The sequence below is a fragment of the endosymbiont of Lamellibrachia barhami genome (assembly GCF_011947365.2).
Taxonomy (GTDB): Bacteria; Pseudomonadota; Gammaproteobacteria; order Chromatiales; family Chromatiaceae; genus QGON01.
In genome coordinates this window covers 500,490-522,706 of sequence record NZ_JAAVSH020000001.1, presented here as the reverse complement: position 1 = coordinate 522,706, position 22,217 = coordinate 500,490, and the positions used below count along the sequence as shown (strand labels likewise).

The 22,217-nt window shown below is 53.5% G+C and carries 27 protein-coding genes and 3 pseudogenes; 21 read left to right on the top strand and 9 right to left on the bottom strand.

The genetic code is table 11. The features are described from left to right. Positions 1 to 253 precede the first annotated feature (253 nt). On the bottom strand, positions 254 to 445 hold the full coding sequence (locus G9Q73_RS02210) for a hypothetical protein (RefSeq protein ID WP_177418297.1): 192 nt from the start codon (positions 443 to 445) through the stop codon (positions 254 to 256). A 121-nt stretch (positions 446 to 566) separates the two neighbouring features. Here G9Q73_RS02210 and G9Q73_RS02205 point away from each other — a divergent pair, with 121 nt between their 5' ends. Together G9Q73_RS02205 and G9Q73_RS02200 are read left to right on the top strand one after the other, a co-directional pair. Further along, a complete protein-coding gene (locus G9Q73_RS02205; RefSeq protein ID WP_177418296.1) occupies positions 567 to 1,289 on the top strand; it encodes a CDP-alcohol phosphatidyltransferase family protein in 723 nt (240 codons plus the stop codon). Beyond that, on the top strand, positions 1,286 to 2,137 hold the full coding sequence (locus tag G9Q73_RS02200; RefSeq protein WP_177418295.1) for an inositol monophosphatase family protein: 852 nt from the start codon (positions 1,286 to 1,288) through the stop codon (positions 2,135 to 2,137). Before G9Q73_RS02205 ends, G9Q73_RS02200 begins: the two co-directional genes overlap by 4 nt. Before the next feature lie 130 nt (positions 2,138 to 2,267). On the opposite strand, the gene G9Q73_RS02195 is transcribed toward G9Q73_RS02200, so the two are convergent. Then, positions 2,268 to 2,537 (bottom strand): urea transporter, encoded by a 270-nt coding sequence (locus tag G9Q73_RS02195; RefSeq protein ID WP_177418294.1) that lies wholly within the window; start codon positions 2,535 to 2,537, stop codon positions 2,268 to 2,270. Positions 2,538 to 2,766: 229 nt separating this feature from the next. Continuing rightward, positions 2,767 to 4,122 (bottom strand): sigma-54-dependent transcriptional regulator, encoded by a 1,356-nt coding sequence (locus tag G9Q73_RS02190; protein ID WP_177418293.1) that lies wholly within the window; start codon positions 4,120 to 4,122, stop codon positions 2,767 to 2,769. Between the two features lie 107 nt (positions 4,123 to 4,229). On the opposite strand from G9Q73_RS02190, the pseudogene G9Q73_RS02185 reads away from it, so the two are divergent. The 11 genes and pseudogenes from G9Q73_RS02185 to G9Q73_RS02135 form a co-directional block, all read left to right on the top strand. After that, positions 4,230 to 4,415, top strand: a pseudogene (locus G9Q73_RS02185) (transposase); the annotation flags it as partial. A gap of 621 nt (positions 4,416 to 5,036) precedes the next feature. Beyond that, positions 5,037 to 5,231, top strand: a pseudogene (locus G9Q73_RS20285) (efflux RND transporter permease subunit); the annotation flags it as partial. Beyond that, complete coding sequence (locus G9Q73_RS02175; protein ID WP_177418291.1) at positions 5,228 to 5,536, top strand: DUF3240 family protein; 309 nt, start codon at positions 5,228 to 5,230, stop codon at positions 5,534 to 5,536. The pseudogene G9Q73_RS20285 and the gene G9Q73_RS02175, both read left to right, overlap by 4 nt. A gap of 5 nt (positions 5,537 to 5,541) precedes the next feature. Then, a complete protein-coding gene (locus tag G9Q73_RS02170; RefSeq protein WP_177418290.1) occupies positions 5,542 to 6,747 on the top strand; it encodes a HupE/UreJ family protein in 1,206 nt (401 codons plus the stop codon). A 12-nt stretch (positions 6,748 to 6,759) separates the two neighbouring features. Further along, positions 6,760 to 7,110, top strand: a complete 351-nt coding sequence (locus G9Q73_RS02165) for a DUF6488 family protein (RefSeq protein WP_177418289.1) — start codon at positions 6,760 to 6,762, stop codon at positions 7,108 to 7,110. Positions 7,111 to 7,235: 125 nt separating this feature from the next. Continuing rightward, entirely contained in the window at positions 7,236 to 7,604 is a 369-nt protein-coding gene (locus tag G9Q73_RS02160; RefSeq protein ID WP_177418288.1) for an EamA family transporter, read from the top strand. 895 nt (positions 7,605 to 8,499) lie between these two features. Beyond that, positions 8,500 to 8,682 carry a hypothetical protein gene (locus tag G9Q73_RS02155; protein WP_177418287.1) on the top strand — a complete coding sequence of 61 codons (183 nt, stop codon included), beginning with the start codon at positions 8,500 to 8,502 and terminating at the stop codon, positions 8,680 to 8,682. Between the two features lie 279 nt (positions 8,683 to 8,961). After that, positions 8,962 to 9,357, top strand: a complete 396-nt coding sequence (locus tag G9Q73_RS19315; protein WP_246344922.1) for an EamA family transporter — start codon at positions 8,962 to 8,964, stop codon at positions 9,355 to 9,357. Between the two features lie 209 nt (positions 9,358 to 9,566). Next, complete coding sequence (locus tag G9Q73_RS02145; RefSeq protein ID WP_177418286.1) at positions 9,567 to 10,988, top strand: sensor histidine kinase; 1,422 nt, start codon at positions 9,567 to 9,569, stop codon at positions 10,986 to 10,988. Positions 10,989 to 11,292: 304 nt separating this feature from the next. Further along, on the top strand, positions 11,293 to 12,282 hold the full coding sequence (locus G9Q73_RS02140; protein ID WP_178941456.1) for a hypothetical protein: 990 nt from the start codon (positions 11,293 to 11,295) through the stop codon (positions 12,280 to 12,282). Further along, on the top strand, positions 12,227 to 13,009 hold the full coding sequence (locus tag G9Q73_RS02135) for a RelA/SpoT-related domain-containing protein (RefSeq protein ID WP_177418284.1): 783 nt from the start codon (positions 12,227 to 12,229) through the stop codon (positions 13,007 to 13,009). Before G9Q73_RS02140 ends, G9Q73_RS02135 begins: the two co-directional genes overlap by 56 nt. A 393-nt stretch (positions 13,010 to 13,402) precedes the next feature. On the opposite strand, the gene G9Q73_RS20280 is transcribed toward G9Q73_RS02135, so the two are convergent. Further along, positions 13,403 to 13,465: a hypothetical protein gene (locus tag G9Q73_RS20280; protein WP_369408931.1), complete on the bottom strand. Its 63-nt coding sequence runs from the start codon at positions 13,463 to 13,465 to the stop codon at positions 13,403 to 13,405. An 80-nt stretch (positions 13,466 to 13,545) separates the two neighbouring features. After that, a pseudogene (locus G9Q73_RS20275) lies at positions 13,546 to 13,644 on the bottom strand (hypothetical protein); the annotation flags it as partial. A 252-nt stretch (positions 13,645 to 13,896) separates the two neighbouring features. Between G9Q73_RS20275 and G9Q73_RS02125 the strand changes: the two are divergent. From G9Q73_RS02125 to G9Q73_RS02090, 8 genes are all read left to right on the top strand, one after another. Beyond that, positions 13,897 to 14,295, top strand: a complete 399-nt coding sequence (locus G9Q73_RS02125; RefSeq protein ID WP_177418283.1) for a hypothetical protein — start codon at positions 13,897 to 13,899, stop codon at positions 14,293 to 14,295. Between the two features lie 36 nt (positions 14,296 to 14,331). Next, positions 14,332 to 14,643: a heavy-metal-associated domain-containing protein gene (locus G9Q73_RS02120; protein ID WP_246344920.1), complete on the top strand. Its 312-nt coding sequence runs from the start codon at positions 14,332 to 14,334 to the stop codon at positions 14,641 to 14,643. Then, positions 14,640 to 15,359 (top strand): hypothetical protein, encoded by a 720-nt coding sequence (locus G9Q73_RS02115; RefSeq protein WP_177418282.1) that lies wholly within the window; start codon positions 14,640 to 14,642, stop codon positions 15,357 to 15,359. The genes G9Q73_RS02120 and G9Q73_RS02115 overlap by 4 nt, the downstream gene beginning before the upstream one ends. 335 nt (positions 15,360 to 15,694) lie before the next feature. Next, positions 15,695 to 16,042 carry an ArsR/SmtB family transcription factor gene (locus G9Q73_RS02110; RefSeq protein WP_177418281.1) on the top strand — a complete coding sequence of 116 codons (348 nt, stop codon included), beginning with the start codon at positions 15,695 to 15,697 and terminating at the stop codon, positions 16,040 to 16,042. Between the two features lie 26 nt (positions 16,043 to 16,068). Further along, on the top strand, positions 16,069 to 16,305 hold the full coding sequence (locus tag G9Q73_RS02105) for a thioredoxin family protein (protein WP_177418280.1): 237 nt from the start codon (positions 16,069 to 16,071) through the stop codon (positions 16,303 to 16,305). A 22-nt stretch (positions 16,306 to 16,327) separates the two neighbouring features. Next, entirely contained in the window at positions 16,328 to 17,329 is a 1,002-nt protein-coding gene (locus tag G9Q73_RS02100) for an ArsJ-associated glyceraldehyde-3-phosphate dehydrogenase (protein ID WP_177418279.1), read from the top strand. Between the two features lie 99 nt (positions 17,330 to 17,428). Beyond that, positions 17,429 to 18,652: an organoarsenical effux MFS transporter ArsJ gene (gene arsJ, locus G9Q73_RS02095; RefSeq protein WP_177418278.1), complete on the top strand. Its 1,224-nt coding sequence runs from the start codon at positions 17,429 to 17,431 to the stop codon at positions 18,650 to 18,652. After that, entirely contained in the window at positions 18,645 to 19,598 is a 954-nt protein-coding gene (locus G9Q73_RS02090; protein WP_177418277.1) for a permease, read from the top strand. Before arsJ ends, G9Q73_RS02090 begins: the two co-directional genes overlap by 8 nt. A gap of 3 nt (positions 19,599 to 19,601) precedes the next feature. On the opposite strand, the gene G9Q73_RS02085 is transcribed toward G9Q73_RS02090, so the two are convergent. The 4 genes from G9Q73_RS02085 to G9Q73_RS02070 form a co-directional block, all read right to left on the bottom strand. After that, complete coding sequence (locus G9Q73_RS02085; RefSeq protein ID WP_177418276.1) at positions 19,602 to 20,147, bottom strand: hypothetical protein; 546 nt, start codon at positions 20,145 to 20,147, stop codon at positions 19,602 to 19,604. Between the two features lie 147 nt (positions 20,148 to 20,294). Beyond that, on the bottom strand, positions 20,295 to 20,660 hold the full coding sequence (locus G9Q73_RS02080) for a carboxypeptidase regulatory-like domain-containing protein (RefSeq protein ID WP_177418275.1): 366 nt from the start codon (positions 20,658 to 20,660) through the stop codon (positions 20,295 to 20,297). Positions 20,661 to 20,665: 5 nt separating this feature from the next. Further along, positions 20,666 to 21,538: a multiheme c-type cytochrome gene (locus G9Q73_RS02075; RefSeq protein ID WP_177418274.1), complete on the bottom strand. Its 873-nt coding sequence runs from the start codon at positions 21,536 to 21,538 to the stop codon at positions 20,666 to 20,668. Beyond that, positions 21,538 to 22,217, bottom strand: a 680-nt coding sequence (locus tag G9Q73_RS02070) for a multiheme c-type cytochrome (protein WP_281397540.1), incomplete at its 5' end; no start/stop codon positions are given. The genes G9Q73_RS02070 and G9Q73_RS02075, both read right to left, overlap by 1 nt.

Genomic DNA, 22,217 nt, shown 5'->3' with positions numbered 1-22,217 from the left:
TTAAGGTCGTTTGTTGATTTCACCACCGACGGCATCCATAACACACCCTGATCTCATCCGATGTACTGCAACGGTATCAACCTGATTATCATCAGAGCATTAGCAAACTACGGCGTACCGGGTTTGCGGCTCGGGTGATCGCCACCAGCGATACCGCCTGATCGCCTCCGGTCAGGGAGAGGATCTCCATCTGGAATATCAACTCATTTGGTGATTTTTTTCTGCAGATCTTCGGCAAATACCGATCAGACTATCATCTTGCCTGGCAGGCCAGATTGCAGAGGGAACGGGATCGCTTCTTCCTGCAACTGGAGGAGATAAATTCACTCGGGTGATCCCGTCCCAGTCCAACTATTTTCTCTGCGAACTGGCGCACAAAGTACTCCGCCACCGGGTTGACCACCTTGCTGCTGGAAATTTTGCAGAAATGATGATCAAGTTGCACGGCAAAGTCCGGTTTCGAAAGATCGGGATTACGTCCGTATTGCCGTCAGGGACAGAGCAGACAATGACTTTCTGATAGAGAAGTTGCAGGCACTATAGCCCCCTTGACGAATGGATAGGCCATGACAAAAAATACCCGCCCCTTATTGACCCCGAACCAGATAACGGTGTTACGTTTTTTGCTGATTTTTCCGCTGTTGATCGGCTGGTTTATGACTCAGGACGAATCCATCAGAGCCTGGATCGCCATGGCCTTTGCCCTCGTGTTCGTCGGCGACTGTTGGGATGGGATCATTGCCAAACGCTATGACATGCGCTCGGTGTTCGGGGCCTACTTTGACCCTATCGTGGACCATATCTCCTATTTCGCCCTATTGATCATGCTGATCGATGCCGGACATTTCTCTTTATGGTTCCTCTTCGTGCTGCTGACCCGTGATCTGTTGGTGGTATTCATCAAACAGTTTGCCGGGGCCAGCAATGTGGTAGTCAGCGCATCGATCTTCGCCAAGGTAAAAACCGACTTGATCTCCGTTCCCCTGGCGGGTGTCTATCTGATCGCAGTTGTACCTGAAGCCTGGCAGATGGCCGTCCTGCTGGGCGTCGCCGCCTACCTGCTCACCCTGCCGGTGTTCTTCGACCCGTCCAGGGAACACACCCTGACCACCCGTATTACCGTTTTGGTGTTGGCGGTACTGTTCTGGTTGCGGCCGGATCAAACGCCACTTGCTGACTACTATGAGATGCTCTACATGGGGCTGACCCTGCTGTTGGTGGTGGGTTCTGGTATCGGCTATTTCTGGTCAAGCCGGGATCTGCTGTTGCAGAAGCACACAGAGTCATGATCGATAAACTCCGCGATCACCTGGACGTTCTGTTCCAAACGCTTCAGGAACTGGGTCGCTACCAACTAGAACGCCAATCGGAAGCGGTGGCACAGGTCAAAACCGATGACTCGATGGAGGACGCCTGGGCCGCCAATGAGGTCTTCTCCGAGGTGGATATCCACACGGAACAGCAACTGCTGGCGTTCTGTAGAGAGGAGTACGGCGATTATCCGGTGATTTCCGAGGAGTTCAACGCGCAAAACCAGCCTCCGGCGGACGCCGAATATACCATCGTGATCGACCCACTGGACGGCACCAAACCCTATCTGGAGGGCAGCGACGGCTTCGGTATCAGCTTCGGGGTGATGCAGCGGGGGCGTTTTCTCTTCGGTGTGAATTTCTATCCCGCCCTGGAGTCCCTCTACTATGCCTTTGCCGATACCGACGGGGTTTTTGATCAAAATCACCAACAAATCCCAACTCCGACCCAGTGGGCCAGCGAGTGCTACCTCTCTTTGGGTTTTTACGATCTGTTACGGGAAGAACACAGGAGCCCGGAGCAGATCCAGGCGGCTCTGGGGGTCCAGGTTGGCAATTATCCCCGCTCGGCAATCTATATCTTCAAGCGGATTCTGCAGGGAGCGACCTTTGCTTACATGAGTCGTGGCGCCTTTCTATGGGATATTGGACCCTCCTCCCTGTTGTTGGAAAAAGTCGGCTGCCCGCTGTTGGATCTTCATGGAGAGAAGGTCAATTTCCAGGAGCTGGCAACCCCCCCTTTTCGCCACCCGGCGGTGGTAGCCCTGTCGGCGGGAGAGAGCAGCTCCTTCCTGACCAAACTACAGTCGATTCTTGCCAGCGCGTAGCCAGGATCCTAAGCATATGCAATGCATGTGATGGGAACTGTAGCGTTACTGCAGAATTCCTATCACCTGAAGGCTATCGACTCAACCGGCCTGGAGTCTTGGAGACCAGGCCGGTTAAGAATAGGCTGTGTTAATTTGAAATAATGCCCTGATTACCATCAGGATCGTATGCGGAACGGTCGACCGGTCCTGATTTGTGTGAATGGTCAGCTGGCTGTGAAATCATCTGACTGGCATACAGGTCGCCCTCTCCCTTCTGTAGTGCATGTGCGCGTTCACCCGTGCCATGATCCATTATAGGACTTGAGGACATATCGGGGTTACCCCCAAAGTGTTCATCATGGGCCCAGGCGGCGGAAGTCAACAGTGCAAGGCCGATAATTGCAAATATCTTTTTCATGATCTATCTCCAAAATTCTGGTTTAAAGTTTGTTTGAAAAGCTGTCTTTGGTGACTGCTTGTTATAGATATTGCAGATGCCGTGCCAACTTTTTATTTCCTTGAATTATTCATATTAAACAATAGGATATAGATATTAACCCAGTCGATGAACAGTATGTGTTTCCTCCTGGATATGATGAAACGATAAATAATTTCACGTTTCGTTAAGACGGTGTTGTGGTGCTTGTCTAACCAAGCTCATACTTTGTGATTTTTCGGTCTAACGCCGGTCTGGATATGCCCAATATTTCGCATGTCTTACCCTTGTGCCAACGGGTATGCTCCAGGATCGCCCGTATGTGTTCCTGCTCAATCGTTTCGAGGGAGATCAACCGTGGGCTGGGGTGGGCTTCTTCTTTACTGTCTGGGTGTTCATGTCCGGGTTCTTCTGGCAGGGAAAGTAGATCTTCCGTAATGGTGTCGCTGCGTGCAAGAATTGCGGCGCGGGTGAGTATGTTCTCCAACTCGCGGATATTGCCGGGCCACGGATACGCCTGCATTCGGCGCCAAGTATTTTCCGCCAGATGTTTTACTGCCGTATGTTGTTTATTGTTTATTTTACCAAGTAGATGTTCGGTGAGCAGCGGCATGTCACCCATGCGTTCACGCAAGGGGGGGAGATGAATGTGGACGACATTCAGCCGGTAGAAGAGATCTTCACGGAAGAGACCTGCGCCGATCATCGCTTTGAGATCCCGGTTGGTGGCGGCGAGTATCCGCGCATTTGAATACTGGGTTTGAGTGCCGCCAACCCGCTCGAAGCTGCCCTCCTGCAGTACCCGCAGCAGCTTTGCCTGGAGTGAGGCGGGCATCTCCCCCAACTCGTCGAGAAACAGAGTGCCATCGACAGTCTGTTCGAATTTACCTTCCTTACGGGCTATCGCCCCGGTGAAACTGCCCTTTTCGTGGCCGAAAAGCTCGCTTTCCAACAGGTTTTCCGCCAAGGCCGAGCAGTTGATGGGTAGAAACAGGCCCGTGCGGCCGGAGTGGTGATGGAGTGCCCGGGCCACGACCTCCTTACCCGTTCCACTCTCTCCGGTAATCAGAACAGGTGCATTGCTCGAGGCAACGCTGCCGAGGGTCTTGCAGATCTCCAGTATTGACGGACTTGTGCCTATGATCTGACCGATATCGACCTGGTAGTCTTCGGCATGAGTTATTGCTGATACCTGACGGGAGAGGCGGTGGGATTTCAGTGCATTGGTCAGGGTTGTGTCCAGTTCAATCTCATCCACCGGTTTGCGGATGAAGTCGTGGGCACCCAGCCCCATCGCCTGGATGACAATCTTATTATCGCTTACACCAGTGATCATGATGACCGGTGGATGCAGGGGTTGGTCGACGATCTCTTTCAGTATATCGATGCCGAAACCGTCAGGCAGTTGCTGATCAAGAAGAATGGCGTCGGGAATGCTCACCGCCAGCCGCTCTCTCGCCTGCTCCAGAGTATGAGCGGTCTGAGGCTCGTGATTCCTGTCCTCCATATACATGACCAGTAGCTCACTGAATACTTCGTCATCTTCGATAATGAGGATTTTGGCCATAGTTGCCCACTCAATTAGAAACTTATGAATCTTAACGTTAAGGAGACTCTGAATAAGTCCACCTACATGCGATAATACTGTCACCGGAAGAGCAAACGAGCAACAGCATGGATCAACTGAGTTTTTCAGATGCCGAGTACAGTGGAAAACGGAAACAGACGCGCCGGGAGTAGTTCTTGGCCGAGTTGGAGCAGGTGGTTCCCTGGTCACGTCTGGAGCGCTTGATCGAACCGCATTACCCGAAGGCCGGTAACGGCAGACAGCCTTATCCCCTTGCCACTTGGGTTAAAGTGGACATTACTGCTTTGGAATTGCAAGAGATGCGGAAATTATTGCCCCGAACCGGGAAAATGGATAGGATCCAGGTGCTATGCATCAATCGCAATTGATCACATTCAAGAACATCCTCTGGGTAGTCTACTTGGCTATCGCCTTGGTGTTCATCCAGAGCGCGCGGTTGCACGCGCATGTCTTATGATCATGATCCGGTCACATCAGATCATGGTCATCAGGAGCAAGCACACTTTCACTATGAAGCTTCGGAGGCAGGACACCCTGATGGGGTGGCAGAAATCGATTTGCTTCAGCAAGGTCTCCTGAAATCCCTTTCATTCGGATCATTGGTCATTGCTTTATTCGTGGCAGTGATTGTTATCCTTTCATCTCGTCTTTTAACTCGAGTACCCTGGCGCCCCGATCACCGTGGTCCCCTCGCTTCTTGGCTTTTCAGGCTACGGCCACCCCTGCGCGCTCCCCCGCTCTAAATTCTTCTCTTTCTGATGGTGTTGATGGCATGGACCTGATTGGGGCTGTGTCGAGCAATGCTGTGCACTTTACTTTTTGCTGAGAATTCTTCGTGCGTGTTGCAGCAAAGCAGCATGCCAGGAGTGGGTAATGCTGAACATTTATTATTCATGCCGTTGCTGTTTGCGACAGGTCCCGGCTCCGAGCTGCAACGCCCACTGGCAGTCGTTGTTATTGGCGGCTTATTCACATCCACCGTATTGACCTTGATCCTGTTACCCACTTTATACGCGTGGCTGGAAGGGCGCTCGGAAGGTCAAACTCAACTCGCTGACAATGATCACATAGGGGAGGAACACGCATGAAACATCTGACACTCATTATTCACACCAATGTGCAACAGGATATGGCCGATCAGCTGCGCAGCCTGGAGCAGGTTTCGGGCTTTACCTTTAGTCACGCGGAAGGGCACGGGGTACAGGTCGAAAGCGATCCCTTTCTCTCGGCGCGGGACAAGGTGGTCGGCTACACGCCACGGGTACGGGTGGATATTTTGCTGCAAGACAGCGATGTGGAGCCGGTACTCGACACGCTACGTAACACAACGTACGGTGTTGAGGGCAATGGTATCTACTGGGTCACCGCTGTCGAGCAGAGCGGACGCTTGTGACAATTATGGAGAATGACAAAGTGCTATTCAGAACAAATTTATTCGCTCGTATTTTTGCCATAGGCACAGGACTGCTGATCGTTGGCCTGTTATCACAAGTGGTCTACGCACACGGCATGTCCGAGGCCGATAAACTGGCCATTATCGAAGGCGGAAATCTGCGTTATATGTGGCTCGGAGCCACGCATATGTTATCCGGCTACGACCACCTGGCGTTCGTGTTCGGGATCATCTTTTTCCTGACCAGTTTCCGCGATATTGCCAAATACGTCACCGCGTTCACACTGGGCCACAGTGTGACCCTGATCTACGCCACTTTTAACGCGATCCAGCTCAACTACTTTGCCATCGATGCGGTGATTGGCCTGAGTGTCTGTTATATCGCCTTTGCCAACATTGATGGCTTCCGTAAATATCTCAATATCAATCCACCGAACATGATGTTGATGATTATCGGTCTGGGCCTGATCCATGGCTTCGGCTTGTCCACCCGATTACAGGAACTGCCGTTGAGTGAAGATGGCCTGTTGCTTAACATTATTTCGTTTAATGTCGGCATCGAAGTGGGGCAGATCAGTGCACTGGTCCTGATGTTGCTGCTCATCGCCGCCTGGCGCAAAAGCCACGCCTTCCAGACATTCAGCCTGGTCGCGAACTACGGCCTGATCCTGGCGGGCGGCCTACTTTTCCTCATGCAGATGCACGGTTATGCGCACACCAGTAACCCGGAGGAATTTATTATTGCAACCGAGCAAGCACAAGATAAGGACGGGAACACAATCATTGCGGCCGCTGAAAGCCCTGAAAAACTGCAACAAACCCGGCGAGAAGATTCAATCAGCATAACCATTCCAGCCAGAGGTGATAAGGAATACAAGTTTTTCCTTGAGAAAGACGCAACCCTTGAATATGCCTGGCAAACTAACGGTGCGGCGCTGTTTTTCGATTTTCACGGCGAACCGGCAGGCGATACAAGCGGCTATTTCAAGAGTTTCAAAAAGAGTACAGACAGCCAGTCAAGTGGTTCTTTAACCACGTCCTTTGCGGGCACACATGGCTGGTATTGGAAAAACAATACCCCATCCCCCGTTAATATCAAGTTGAAAGCAAAAGGCGAATATCAGCGTCTGGATTTAAACAAGGCCTTGCAACATGCTGAACCAACACAAGCCTCACGTTCTACCACCCACGATACGATTGATTCACTATAGGAGATTATCATCATGCAACTGAAAACATGGTTACTCGGCCTTTTCCTCAGTCTGTGCTCGGTCACCCTGATGGCAGGAAGTGGCCACGATCACGGGCATTCACATTCTCATGCGCCTGTGAATCAGGCAACAGCAACAACAAATGCAACAGAGGTTGTTGCGGCACTCGTAAAAAGAAACAAACTGGATGAAAGTTGGGCGTCCATTACTACGAGTTCCGTCGAGAAAAAAGTGTTTAAAGGTAGCCCGGAATGGGTGGCCGTTTTTGTGAATGACGCTATCAATGATCCTGCCAAGCAAAAACTGTATGTTTTCCTGACACTGGGTGGCGATTATATCGCGGCTAATCATACGGGGGAATAGCCGCACTCTGCTCATAAATACGCGTAACGATAAAAGTCCAAAACAACTCCGGTCGGGGATGAGCCGCCCTGGCCGGTTTTGGTGTTTTCAGGGAGCATCAGGTCAGAGGACTAGGGAATGTGAAAATGAATAGCGGCATCGCAGCGGCATTGTTTTCGGCGCTATTCTTCGGAATTAGCACGCCTCTGGCCAAGGTTCTGGTTTTGGAGGTGCCACCGATTGCACTGGCGGGTCTGCTCTACCTGGGTTCCGGTGTCGGTCTTTTAACCTGGCGGTGGTTGAGGCAACAAACGAACGCCGCTGTTATGTCGAGAGAGGCACCCCTTGTACGTGCAGATTGGGGATGGCTGGCTGGAGCGATTCTGGCGGGCGGCGTTATCGCACCTCCATTGCTGATGCTGGGACTCGCGCGGACACCTGGCTCCACAGCCGCGCTCCTGCTTAATCTAGAGGGTGGTGTTCACTGCTGTCATCGCGTGGTTTGTCTTCCATGAGAACGTGGACCGGCGTATCGCCATTGGGTTTTTTTTGATCGCCGGCGCCGGCGTCCTGCTGTCCTGGGAGGGGATGTCAGAGGGTGGTTTTCCGTTCGGTGCCCTAGCCGTGATTGCGGCGTGCCTGGGCTGGGCCGTGGACAACAATCTAACGCAACGCGTCTCGGATCTCGCCCCGCTTCCAGTCAGTGCCGGTATCAAAGAGTTAGTTGCGATTTATCAACCTGTGGCCTGGCGAATATAGTGGCTGGGATCTCGCCCCGCTTCCAAGTTCTACTTGCGGCGCTTGGCGTTTGGATTCCTTGGGTATGGGGTAAGTTTGAGCTTTTTTGTCTGGGCACTACGAGACCTCGGTACTGCCGGACGAACTCCTATTTTCCGTTGCACCTTTCTTCGGTTCTGCGGTGGCGTTGATTATTTTTCTCAGAGGCAGCCTGAGGCTCGTGATTCCTGTCCTCCATATATTCACTGAATACTTCGTCATCTTCGATGATGAGGATTTTATTATAGTTGCCCACTCAATTAGAATCTTATGAATCTTAATGTTATTACATTTGTCCGCAGTGGGTAATAAAAATAGATGAGCAGCTTGTCTGCTCAAAACAGCTTTCTACCCGGAGGGTGTAAGAATGCGCAACGTTCAGGAATCAATCTTCTTTTAACGGAAGTCGAGCATTGACACCTCTATTCAGAAGCCTGGCATGAAGTCCTCGGCAGTATCCTGGTTGAGTTTCTTTATCACATGGGGTTGGTCATTGGCTGGAATCGGGCTTTCGGAACTGCCCACGTCGTAAATTATCTCAGGAACGGTTAACGGTATGGCATCGAACACAACCGGGAGATCGCTTCCGCCCTGCTTCCCAAGCTCGAGATCGTTTTCTCAGTGATTCGCAAGATGTCAAAGTATCTTGTCCATGCCATCGATGACTACAGGGCTTTCGGCTTTCGCATCAATAATGGCAATCGTAATAATCAGACGGTCATCGTGGACAGTGAGATGTCTCTCGATTCCCTCTGTCCGATGAACAGAGTTGGTTATCGCAGCGGCATTGTTTTCGGCGCTATTCTTCGGAATTAGCACGCCTCTGGCCAAGGTTCTGGTTTTGGAGGTGCCACCGATTGCACTGGCGGGTCTGCTCTACCTGGAGCGATTCTGGCGGGCGGCGTTATCGCACCTCCATTGCTGATGCTGGGACTCGCGCGGACACCTGGCTCCACAGCCGCGCTCCTGCTTAATCTAGAGGGGGGTGTTCACTGCTGTCATCGCGTGGTTTGTCTTCCATGAGAACGTGGACCGGCGTATCGCCATTGGGTTTTTTTGATCGCCGGCGCCGGCGTCCTGCTGTCCTGGGAGGGGATGTCAGAGGGTGGTTTTCCGTTCGGTGCCCTAGCCGTGATTGCGGCGTGCCTGGGCTGGGCCGTGGACAACAATCTAACGCAACGCGTCTCGGGCAGCGATCCTGTCCAGATTGCCGGTATCAAAGGATTAGTTGCAGGTTGTATCAACCTGGCCCTGGCGGGGTATAGTGGCTGGGATCTCGCCCCGCTTCCAGTTCTACTTGCGGCGCTTGGCGTTGGATTCCTTGGGTATGGGGTAAGTTTGAGCTTTTTTGTCTGGGCACTACGAGACCTCGGTACTGCCCGGACGGGCGCCTATTTTTCCGTTGCACCTTTCTTCGGTTCTGCGGTGGCGTTGATTATTTTCTCAGAGCGGCCTGAGGCTCGTGATTCCTGTCCTCCATATATTCACTGAATACTTCGTCATCTTCGATGATGAGGATTTTGGCCATAGTTGCCCACTCAATTAGAATCTTATGAATCTTAATGTTAATGCATTGTCACAGTGGAGTGGCAATAAAGCTAAGTTGAGCAGCTTGTCTGCTCAAACGAAACTTATACCCGGAGGGTGTAAGAATGCACTGGCGTTCCAGGAATCAATCTTCTTTTAACGGAAACCGAGCGATGACACCTCTATTCAGAAGCCTGGCATGGAAGTCCTCGACAGTATCCTGGTTGAGTTTCTTTATCATGGGGTTGGTCGTGGCTGGAATCGGGCTTTCAGGAACTGCCCACGTCGTAAATTATCTCCAGGAACGGTTAACGGTACATGGCATCGAACACAACCGGGAGATCGCTTCCGCCCTGCTTCCCAAGCTCGAATCGTTTTTTCTCAGTGATTCGCAAGATGTCAAAAGTATCTTGTCCCATGCCATCGATGACTACAGGGCTTTCGGCTTTCGCATCTATGTGCTTGATCGTAACAATCAGACGATCATCGTGGACAGTGAGATGTCTCTCGATTCCCCTCTGTCGATAGAACAGAGTTGGTTGGCCCATGCCACCCGCCTGGATGGTTCAAAAACGCTGCTGTCGCAAGAGAGCGGCGCCCTACACGCACTCGATAACGAACAGCATCCGATGCTCATCTGGCAGCAGGGGATGACGATGCAGGAAACTGGTCGCTGGTACCTTGGGGTCGGGAAAGACCAGAAGGCGCTGAACGACTTTATGGGTGAACTCCATTGGCATCTGGACGCAGTCATGCTGCTGACCTATGTTTTGATCACGCTATTGGGATACTACGCCATGCGCCTTATCGGCAGGATCTACGAGCGGCGTCTGGAGTCTCAGGTTCGGGATCGGACCCAGGCGCTGGAGACGGCCCACAAGGAGGTGCTGCTCAAGACGCGGCTTGCCACCATTGGCCAGACGGCCTCGGTATTGACTCATGAGATGCGTAATCCTTTGGCATCCATCAAGCTTGCCCTGTCAGGGTTGCGGGGTTCTGCCTCGCTTGAGGATCGGGAGCATCGACGTGTTGACTTGGTGCTGGGTGAGGTGGATCGGCTGGACGGTCTACTATCTGAAACCCTCGACTATGTGAGACCGGTCAGATTGTCCGCCAAGCCGGTGGATATGGATCGTTTGCTGAGCAAAGTGCTCAAGCAGCAGGAGCCTCTTTGGGAAGAGAAGGGAATCCTCCTGAAACATGCAGGTTGTAGCGACTGCACGGCGATGCGTGTGGATGAGACACAGATCCATCAGGCACTGCTGAACCTGATTAAAAATGCCATAGAAGCCAGTCCCCAAGGTGGTGAAATGGGGGCTTCATTGCGACACGAAGGAGATGAGCTGGTTTTCGAAATAACGAATGGCGGCGAACCCCTGAGTGAGGAGGTTCTAGGAAGGGCCTTTGAACCTTTCTTTACCACCAAACCCAAAGGTACGGGTCTGGGACTGGGGCTGGTCAAACGTGTGGTGGAAGAGCACGGCGGTACGGTGACACTGGCCAGTAATGCAGGGATTGGAACCCGATTGACCTTGACGTTTCCCTTCCGGACGGCTTTACACCCTCCGGGTATAAGTTTCGTACGAGCAGACTAGCTGCTCAACTCAGCTTTAACGAAACATTGAAATTTTCCTCGATTCGTTAAAGATTTTGCATGGGAATGGCTATGCATCGCCCGGATAAGTCTTTCTTATCTGCCTGTTATTAAACAATAAAATCGCTTGATGTTCATGTTGGCATGAGTCCTGCCTTCAACTGGCATGTATATCGCCAAAGGTTCAAGCGTTCCCTAAACAACGTTTGAATCAATCAATGTATCCCTGAGGAGAGAATCGATGTTCAAGCAAAATGTTGTTCTTGTTGCACTGTCTGGTCTTCTATTGACCAGTCCGCTCGTAAATGGCCGTGGACGAACATCATCCAGAAAAGGCCGCTGAAGTTACGCAAGGCGCCCGTTCGATGGAAAAAGCATCCGGAGATGCAGCAGTTGCACCAAGTGGCATGATGTCTGTCCCCTGGCGGTTGCAACACAAACCTACAGGATTAACTTTAATGGAAAAAGCTTTTGTCTCCGGCCAGCAGACCCGCTTTTCGCCACCCAACCGGGGGCTTTCCCTCGGTTGGCGCCTGGCTCTCTCAACAGTGCTGATCATCAGTCTCGTAATGGGTGGTATTTCAATCGGTCAACAGCTCCTTGAATTGAAGGAAGAACGGCAAATGCACGAGGAGTTGTTGAAGATGTCACTGGCGCCGCTGGCTGTCCGCATGGAGGCGGCCATGAACCTCGAAACCATGGTGCGGGAGGTGGAGGAATTCCACACGGCCTATTCGAAGAAAGGGTATCCCGTTCATGAGGTTGTCCTGCTCGATGCAGCCAAAGAACCGGTGTTCTTCACCGGGGTATCGGCAGATGGAGAGAATAGCGTTGGCTATCTTCAGGCCACAATGCCGATTTTCTCCTCGCTGCTCGATGGGGGAAAAGGCGCCCTGTTGGTGTTGAAGGACAGTGAGAAGTACAGGAATACGGTACGTCGTGACTGGCTGCTCTGGGCCGTCCATTTCACGGTAACTGTTGGCGTGGTCTTCCTCTTCCTCGCCGCAGCCATCTATTTTCAGGTGACCAAACCTGTTAATCGCCTGGTGCGGTGTGTAAAAAAAATGGAAATGGGCTATTGGAGGCCCATTGAGCTTACCGGGGGCCGCCTGGGAGATACGCTGGTTAGCCTGGCGTTTTGGCAACATGGTACAGGAAGTGCAAAGTTCGATGACCCATCTTTTCGAAGCGGAGCAAAAGGCCCGATCTCTGATGCCGAAGTGTGGGGACAACCCCGTCATGGCAGATCAGGAACAACCACTTGGATCGGGTATCACCGTATCCGATCAAACTAACTCACCGGCTTACCGCGAACTTCTCGCCGTCTGCGAAAGGCTGGAAACGACGTCTCCCGATGATCCACAAGCTGTACAGCTCGGCCGTAGTGTTTGGCGGCAGGAGGCGCTGGAGGCCAATCGTCTCGGTTTCCACCAGCTCAAGGCCCAGCTTGAGGACGCGGCCCTGCATTTGATGGAGCCCGATGCGTACAGAAGCCTGGATGATGGTATTTCTGAATTGAAAGCGTCCTGGCAGGAGTGGTCGGAGCAACGCAGTGATGACTTGTGCCGCCTGCTTGAAGCGAAGGGTATTCCCTATGCTGAGGTGCTACACCGGGTAAAGCATACCGCTGGCGTATGGGCGAAAATGCAGGACAAAGGGTTGTGCCTGGACGAAATCCATGACCTGTTCGCCTTCAGAATCATTGTCCCTACGGAAGCCGATTGTTATACCGCCCTTGGCGTCATTCATCAGGCGTTTAAGCCAGAGGTCAGCCGTTTCAAGGACTATATCGCCAAGCCGAAGGGAAATAGCTACAGGAGTCTGCACACTTGTGTGGCAGCTGATATTGGGCCGGTTTTCGAGGTTCAGATCCGCTCGGTTGCCATGGATCGACAGGCTGAACGGGGCGATGCAGCGCACTGGCTATACAAAAAAGGCGGACACGAGACGGATAGGAACCCCGTTGTTACGCGATGGTGGCGAAAGTTGTGGCTGCGGGCTGGGGAATCCCATGGGCCATGAATGATTTTCTGGCAACCAGCCAAACGTGATGTTACTACACAACGGGTGCGTGGCGGAGGAAAGGTCAATTTTCTGGACGTTACAACGGTTTCCATCAAAATTGGCTTTCTGCCCAACACCGACTGTGGCTCCTCTGGTGTGCAGGAACTCGTGTGGTGAGATTGAGAGCGGTCGTGATTGTAGTACCGGTGTCCAAGATGTTTTCGCTGCGGATGACGTCACTGATGGATACGGAAAGGAGAGCGCAGCTCCTCTCTGCTGACTCCGCTTTCGGGGGTCTCTCGATTAATCGGGTCAGCTCTCGTTGTATGGTGGTCAGGTCTTCGACCTGCCGATGTATGACTTTCCGTTTATGCTCTGCAATTGTTCGTGCTTCCTCGCAGTTCCCATCATTTAGAGAGAGAGAAGATCCGTAATCTCCTTGAGGGTGAATCCCGGATCCTGGGTACGTTTGATGAATTGAATACGATCAATGACAGATGCAGGTAATGCCGATAGCCCTGCGCTGGTTTGTCTGGTTCATCGACAAGCCCGATCCGCTGATAGTTACGAATGGTCTCGACATTGACTCCTGCGGCCTTGGCAAGGCTGCCGATGGTTATGTTGTCATCTGAAGGTTGTTTAACCTCGTTCATCGTCGGGTCTCAATATAGAATTGGGCGGAGTCAAATTGGTTGATTTTGGCTTGATCTGAAGTCAAAACAAGGTTGCAGGCTGCATAACAGGAAAGAAAATTTCCGTGTGGTCGGAATTAGTGTCAGCTCGGATTGTCGTAATTATTATCTAAACAGCAATTCGGAGAAGAGTGAATATCGAGCCAGGCTCGTGCTGGAGTGGCATCTTTGATTCTCCCGAGAGGCGACTGAAAACATGATGAAACATCCGTTATGAGCTGGGGAGATGTGGCGGTAAAAGATGGCGGCGTCACATGGCTGACCCTGTTTGTTACCACCGGTACACTGGTCTGCTGTGCCCTGCCAATTCTCCTGGTCACCCTGGGACTGGGGGCAACGGTCGCGGCACTGACCAGTGCATTGCCCTTTCTGATCACCTTGAGCCAGCACAAAGCATGGGTGTTTGCACTCTCTGGTCTCATGCTGGGTCTCTCCGGGTGGCTGCTCTATCGCTCCGGGCGCAGTTGTCCCAGTGATCCTCAACTGGGTGAACTCTGCAATAAGACCCATATCTGGAACCGGCGTATCTATTGGTCTTCCGTCACTATCTGGGGCATAGGTTTTGTTGCCGCTTATCTCGCCCTGCCGCTACGTATCTGGCTCGATATTTGAGTCTTTGTTCCAATTCTAAATTAGGAGGATGCTCCCATGATGCCTGTTATTTCACTGCTAGCCAGTCTGCTGCTATTTACTGTTTCGCCGGTTTGGGCAGGTACACCGCAGGTGGTCGAGATCGAGGTGACAGGGATGACCTGTCCGTTCTGTGTCTATGGCACGGAGAAGAAGCTGAACAAGCTCCAGGGTGTTGAGGCCGCCGATGTGAGTCTGAAGAACAAACGGGCGCGCATCATTATGAAGCAGGGTGAATCGGCTGATCTTGAGGCGATCCGCATGGCCATCGTCGATGCGGGCTTTACCCCGGGGGAAGTCATCCTTCAACCAGACGGGTCTACAAAATGATCATTGATAAGACCCTTGTGGCGGGAGTGGTGTTGATTGTTCTGACCCTCGATGCCAACGCAATGGGCATTCGATCATTCGTCGCGCTGCCGATAGAGGCGGGTGGTGCGGTTGTGCGTTTTGTGGATGAGCACAATGGTGATACCGATGCAAACACCCTGACCAGCAACTTGGCATATGGCATCAGTGCAAAACAGACCCTGTTTCTGGGGTTGCCCTATCGACTCTCTTCCGGCGATGGTGATCGTCTGGGTGATCTGAGTCTCCTCTACCGGCACATCGTCTGGCAGGATGACACGATGCAGGGTACCAGCCGGCTTGGCCTGCTGGGTGGTGTGATCCTGCCGACCGATAGTGCTCGGGATGGGAGCCTGTCGCTGGGTGCGGTGGTAACCTTCTATCGTCAACGTCATGAGTGGGATCTGGATGCGCTCTGGATTGAAGGGCTGGGCGATGACAACGACCGTGCGCGTTACGATATCGCCTGGCAATATCGTCTCAGCCCGGCTGAACATGCGGAGTGGGGCATCGGTAGTGAATGGGATCTCGACCTGGAACTGGGCGGACGCTGGGAACAGGGCAGAGAGATGGTGCACCAGGCCACTGTTGGATTGCAGTCGATCCACAAACGCTGGGTGGTTGAAGGCGCGCTGGTTCAGGATCTGAACGGGCCAAACGATAAACGATATATTTTGAGCGCCCGGTTTCATTTCTGATGAGAGTCGCCGATCCATCGGACAGCATCCGGCCCCGGTTGTGGCTCAGAGGCGCTTGTCCGATCACAAATGATGCGGTTCGCAAGCTCGGCTCTGGCTTCCTGCTTTGCTCTACCTCCCCCCATCCCTGGGGTCGTACCATCTGCATCTGACCTCCATGGATGGAGGAAATGCAGAAGGATTGCAGGAGCAATCCCTGCCAAGCAGTCGTCACCAGCATCCTACACATCTTCTCCCTATCCACCATGAGCTAAATAGTTACGATTTTTCTTTGCAATATCTATTTGTGTAGATATACTCTATATCTTCTTTCGTAGATATAGAGCTGATTCGATATGTCGCCCACACTGCTTTTCAAGGCGCTCTCCGATCCTACCCGTCTTCGTTGCCTATCCTTGCTGGACAATTATGAAGAACTTTGCGTCTGTGAATTGACCCACGCGCTGGGACTTCCCCAACCCAAGGTCTCCCACCATCTCGCTGGTCTGCGCAAGGCGGAACTGGTCAGTGACCGCAAGGCTGGATTGTGGATCTACTACCGTCTCAATCCGGGGGTTCCACCCTGGGTGGAGGCGGTGATCCGCAAGACGGCGGAAGGAATACGGAATGAAGCGCCTTTTGCCAGTGACGCCGTTGCCTTGGCGGAGATGTCCAACCGTCCCAGCGGCATCTGTAGCGCCTGATTTTTCAAGATCCAGAGGAACCGACTATGAAAAACATCAAGGTACTGGGCTCCGGTTGTAAAAACTGCGAGACCACCGCCAACCTGATCCGAATTGCCGCTGAACAGGCGGGTGCGAAGATCGAGTTAGAGAAGATCACCGATATGGCGGAGATCATGGGCTACGGCGTTATGTCCACCCCCGGCGTAGTGGTGGATGGCAAGGTGGTTCATGCCGGCGGCCTGCCGGGTCCGGATCTGGTCCGTCAATGGGTCGCTGAATAGACCCACTTAAGGAGAGATAGAGATGACTGTAAGAATTGGCATCAACGGCTTTGGCCGTATGGGGCGGCTGGGTCTGCGGGCAGGCTGGGGAAGGAATGAGTTTGAGTTTGTCCGCGTCAATGAGATCTCCACCGATGCGGCAGGCTCGGCCCACCTGCTCAAGTTTGACTCGGTGCACGGCACCTGGAATCTTGAAACCGCATCGGATGATGAACGGATGATCGTCGATGGCAGGCCGTTGGCCTACTCATCTAATACGCTAATTGGTGACACCGATTGGTCGGATTGTGACATCGTCATCGAGGCCACCGGTAGACACCACAAAAAGCCGGACTCCCTGAATGCCTATTTCGAACAGGGGGTGAAGAAGGTGATCGTGGCCGCACCCACCGAAGGTGCGCTTAACATTGTCTACGGCGTGAATGACGAGTTATACGACCCAGCGGTGCATCATCTGCTGACAGCCGCTTCCTGTACCACCAATTGTCTGGCGCCGGTGGTCAAGGTGATGCACGAAAGAATCGGCATCGTACACGGCTGCATGACCACCATCCACGATATCACCAATACCCAGACCATCGTCGATAAAGGCCACAAGGATCTGCGCCGGGCGCGAGCCTGCGGCCAGTCGCTGATTCCCACCTCGACGGGGTCGGCCAAGGCGATCACCCGGATATTCCCTGAACTGACCGGCAAGCTCAATGGCCACGCGGTGCGGGTGCCGTTGCTCAACGCTTCTCTCACGGATTTCGTCTTCGAGGCCAGTCGACCAGTCACGGTTGAAGAGGTCAACGGCTATTTCAAAGAGGCTGCCGAGGGGGAGTTGGAGGGTATTCTGGGCTATGAGGAGCGGCCGCTGGTTTCCGCCGACTATCTCAATGATTCGCGTTCCACCATCGTCGACGCGCTCTCCACCATGGTGATCGATGGTACTCAAGTCAAGATCTATGCCTGGTATGACAACGAGTGGGGTTATGTGAACCGGATGATGGATATTGCCGCATTAGTGGCGAGGGCGCTTTAGCATCCTGGGTCGGAGTCAAACTGCACAAGAGTTGTGCCGTCATAGTGATGGGGAGTGAGGCGGTTTGACTCCGACCTTTTCGATCAGCGGTGGAAGATGATGGATAAGAATCTCAGAAATTATTTTACGATCACCGTCGGCTATTGGGCCTTTACTATCACCGACGGTGCCATCCGCATGCTGGTGGTACTCTACTTCCACATGCTGGGCTACTCGCCCTTCGAGGTGGCGATGCTGTTTCTCTTCTATGAGTTCTTCGGCATCGTCACCAATCTGGTAGGGGGTTGGCTGGGGGCACGCATCGGCCTCAATCTCACCATGCATATCGGTATGGGGATGCAGGTGGTGGCACTGCTGGCGCTCACTGTGCCGGATGCCTGGCTCTCCGTGCCCTTCGTGATGGCTGCCCAGGCGTTGTCGGGCATCGCAAAAGATCTGAACAAGATGTCGGCCAAGGCCAGCGTAAAAACCTTAAGTGGTGCTGGCGGTGAGTCGAAGCTGTTCAAGTATGTCGCCGTGTTGACTGGCTCCAAAAACGCTCTCAAGGGAGTGGGGTTCTTTATCGGAGCGGCTCTGTTGGAGTGGATCGGCTTTCGGGCTGCGCTGGCCGTGCTGGCTGGTATGCTGCTGATAGTGTTGGTGGTGACAGCCGTGTTGTTGCCCTCCGGTGTGGGCAAGATGAAATCCAAGCCCAAGTTCACCCAGGTATTCTCCAAGGTTCCGGCGATCAACTGGCTGTCGGCGGCCCGCTTCTTCCTGTTCGGTTCCCGTGATGTCTGGTTTGTGGTGGGTCTGCCGGTGTTCCTCTATGACGTGCTGAAGTGGGAGTTCTCCTGGGTGGGGGGTTTCCTGGCGCTGTGGGTGATCGGTTATGGTTTGGTGCAGGCCGCCGCACCTAGACTGATACGCCACACTCATCATGGTCAGGGGCCAGGTGGCAATACTGCGCGTAACTCTGCCTTTCTGCTTGTTTTTATCCCCGCCGGCATAGCGCTGGCGTTGGGGCAGGGATGGGATTCGCAGGTGGTGCTGATCCTTGGTCTGATTCTCTTTGGTATCGTCTTTGCCATTAATTCAGCTGTGCACTCGTATTTGATTCTTGCCTACTCCGATTTCGACAAGGTTTCGATGAACGTCGGTTTCTACTATATGGCTAATGCAGGCGGCCGGTTGGTGGGTACGATGCTCTCCGGTTGGGCCTACCAGTCACAGGGGTTGGTGGGATGTCTCTGGTGGTCGGCCGGATTCGTGCTGCTGGCTGCGCTGCTTTCGTTACGTCTTCCTGATGTACCCCGTGAGAAGGAAGAGGCTGTAGATGTTTGAGATCCTGGCAAACATGCTGATCTATCAAGGCATGGGCCTCGATCCACAATCATCCGCAGGCGCGGCGCTGCACTTTTTCGTCATGGATCTGGCCAAGATATTTGCACTTCTGGTCATTGTCATCTATCTCATGGGACTGCTGCGGGCACTGCTGTTTCCGGAGCGGGTCCGCAGATTCGTGCGTGGCCGTCCCGATTGGCAGGCGCGGGGATTCGCAGTCTCCCTCGGAGCGGTGACGCCATTCTGTTCCTGCTCTTCGGTACCGCTGTTCATCGGTTTCGTGGAGGCGGGAATACCCTTGGGCGTCACCTTCTCCTTTCTTATCGCCAGCCCGATGATCAACGAAGTTGCCGCAGTAATCCTGGTTGGCATTCTCGGTTGGAAACTGGCGGCGCTCTATGTAACGGCAGGGTTACTGGTTGCCTGGTTTGGTGGTTTGGTGATGCAGGCATTCAGGCCGGAACGTTGGGTCGAGGATTACGTCTGGAAGATCCACATGGGAGAGGCTGATCTACCCGCGCCGGACAGATCCTTCGCAGGTCGGCATCGCTATGCAGTTGCGGAGGTGAAGGAGATTGTCGGGCGAATCTGGAAGTGGGTGGTGCTGGGCATAGGCGTGGGCGCCTTGTTCCACGGGTTTGTGCCTGAACAGTGGGTTGGTGAATATCTGGGAGGCGATGCCTGGTACTCGGTACCGGCGGCCGTGGTGTTGGGCATCCCCCTCTACTCAAACGCCACCGGGGTGATTCCGGTGGCCGAGGCGATGCTCACAAAAGGGGTTGCCGTGGGCACAACGCTCGCCCTGATGATGAGCGTGGCGGCACTATCGCTGCCCGAGATGCTGATCTTGCGCAAGGTCATCAAGTGGCAGGCGCTGGCCCTGTTTGCCGGTGTGTTGGCCGTGGCATTTACTCTGGTTGGCTGGGGCTTCAACTTCCTCGCCTGATTATTACTGTGATTTCTTCACCTGTTTTTCATTGGTGGTCGCATCGGACTCACAGATAGATCCCCCGTTCTCTATGAGGGGGTTATCCAACGGTTTTCCAAGCAGTCTTCCAATCAATGCTTTGGATTTTGCGGCAATAGATGCCTTGGACAGCCGCCGCTCACGTAACAGAAGATTCTGCATCAGGAATCTATCCTGATAGAGGGTGTTGGCAGTAGAAGGGCTGAAGGGGGTGTTCAACGAAATCCGGGCAATGTGTCCCAGATTGATGCCCCGGCCATCGTCGAGCAGGATCAAGTGTGGGGCGATCCCTTTTGTGGGGTCAGGTCGTGGGAAATCGACAATACCCAGCAGTTCAAAAGGGGTATCCGAAAGGCGGATGCCCATGTTGATATCACCGGGTTTGAGTTCGACGAGGTAGACCTTTTTGCCTATCGCGTTCTTCAATGCCTCGACCTGTCGGGTATAGGCGGGGGAGGGCCAAAGCCGGTCTTGTGCATCATCCGTCCCGGAGGCAACTTTGGTGATTTCGCAATGCTGATCTTTCATCTCTTTGGGTTTGATTCCCTGCAGCTTGCCACGAAACGATAGTAGGAGCGGCGCCCTCGCCGCGATTCTTTCGTAGATGGGCAAATCGCGGCGAGGGCGCCGCTTCTACACTTAAATACCTCGTTCGCTTGCGGTGGGGTGGTTTATTCACTCGCAATCATCAGATACTGATAACGGATCTTCCGCAAACGCCTTTGGCGTGATCTCGATCCTGATTGAAATGTCGGTGTCTTTTACTGCCACGCCTCTGCTCCAGACAACGGTATACTCATTTTTGAACGCGCCAATGTTGAAAATACCCGGTTTGACGGAAAAACGGAATGCACCTTTCCTGTTGGAATCTACACTGTCCAGGACGACATTGTTGCTCGCGTCTGTCAGCATTATCTCCACTCCGGCAACAGTCTCTTCATCATCTGTCACGACACCTGAGAGGGTAAACCCCAGAACCTGACCCTGCCAAAACAGCAACAAGAGTAGAAAAAAAGGTGCTCGTTGGGACAGGGTGGACATGGATGTTACTCCTCCGGGTTGTCCGCCAGTGACTTGCGGCGACGGGATTGCAGGATTCTGTCGCGAATTCGGATCAGGTCACCATCCAGTGCCGGTTGACCATGCCACCATTGATAATCCGGGGATTGGTGACCGATGCCGAGAAGGACATTGTGCCGATGGTGGTTCAGGCTTTGCAGTAGTTTCGACAAGGTCTCTGTCTGATCAACAACAGCAGAGGCGATCAATGACTCACCCTCCGTTAGCTTGAGGTCGGCGATCTCAAGCTGCCGCCTTCCATTGGCAAACAGCTCGCGAACATAGCGGGGGCTGTGACAACCGGCGCAGATCCATTGGCGCACTTCAGGGCCGCGATCAGGCGCCATGGTGTTGCTGTGGTCACCATCATGGAGGTGGCAGTAGCTGCAACCAGGCGTCCGATAGTTGCCGCGTTGCAAGGGTTGCCGCCAATCCTGCCGGCCCTCTTCAAGGCGTGTGATGATGCCGTGTTTGGACGTGGCGTAGCTATGACTCGTGGGGCCTTGGTGGCAGCCGGTGCAAGTTGAGTCTTCTCTCGATTTTTGAGCAGAGCCCTCATGACGTTCACCGTGGCAACTGCTGCAGCCGACTCCTGACGCGGTGGAGTGGGGATCTTCGCGCCACTGCCTGATCAGATCAGGGTCACGTTCTGTGTGACAGCTGATGCACTCGGTCTCGGTGAATGGACCGGGTGGGATGGGTTCATCGGCCAGTGCAGGAAGTGATATCAGGAGGAGTATGCCCAGGATGTAGGATGCGGTTCGGGCTTCAGGGGTCGGAGTCAATCCGTTCGCCCCTCTCTCTTCTCCATCCATCATCCTGCGGATTGACTCCGACCCCGGTCTTGGTTTGGTTTGCATCAGTTATGCTCCCGGTTGTAGTCGGTGTAGGCACCCTTCATCCAGAGATCCCCCGATGGTTTGATTGTGATTTCTGCTTTTTTCTCCGCCTGGGAAAGTTCACGCAACTCGTTGGCCTGGGTCTCGATGCGATCCAGTGAAGCCGCCATTTTTCGGTGCCCGGCCGCAACGCCTGCCGGGTTGCCGTGGGCGGCAGATTTGTACGCCCCCAGGTTGTCGAAATACCACATCTCGAAGTAGTCGCGCTCGATGGCGGAGACGTTGTAGAAGACCGATGCCTGGCCCTCGAAGAAACCGATACGCTCTCTGGGCCAGAGACTGTCCAGCCAGTCCATAGGGTAGGGTGGCCGTTCACCGGCAGCAGGTTGAAGCAGTTTTTCGTTGCGCAGATCCTTGAGAATTTTCTCTGCTGCGTAGAGTTCCTTCCAGGCTTGTTTGCGCTCCTGATCCAGTTCGGTCAACCACTGCCTGGCCTTTTCCTCTTCGTGGCAATCGCTGCAGAGTTTGACCCATTTCTTGCGCAGCACCTGATTTTTGGAGGTATGAGGATTGATCTCCCGCAGGCCGAACTTCCACAGGGACTTCTCGGCAACCTGATGGCGTCCGTTGTCCATGTGGCAGTAGGCACAGGTGGGTGCTTTGTAATTACCCTTGGTCAGTGGTTTGGACCAGTCCCAAC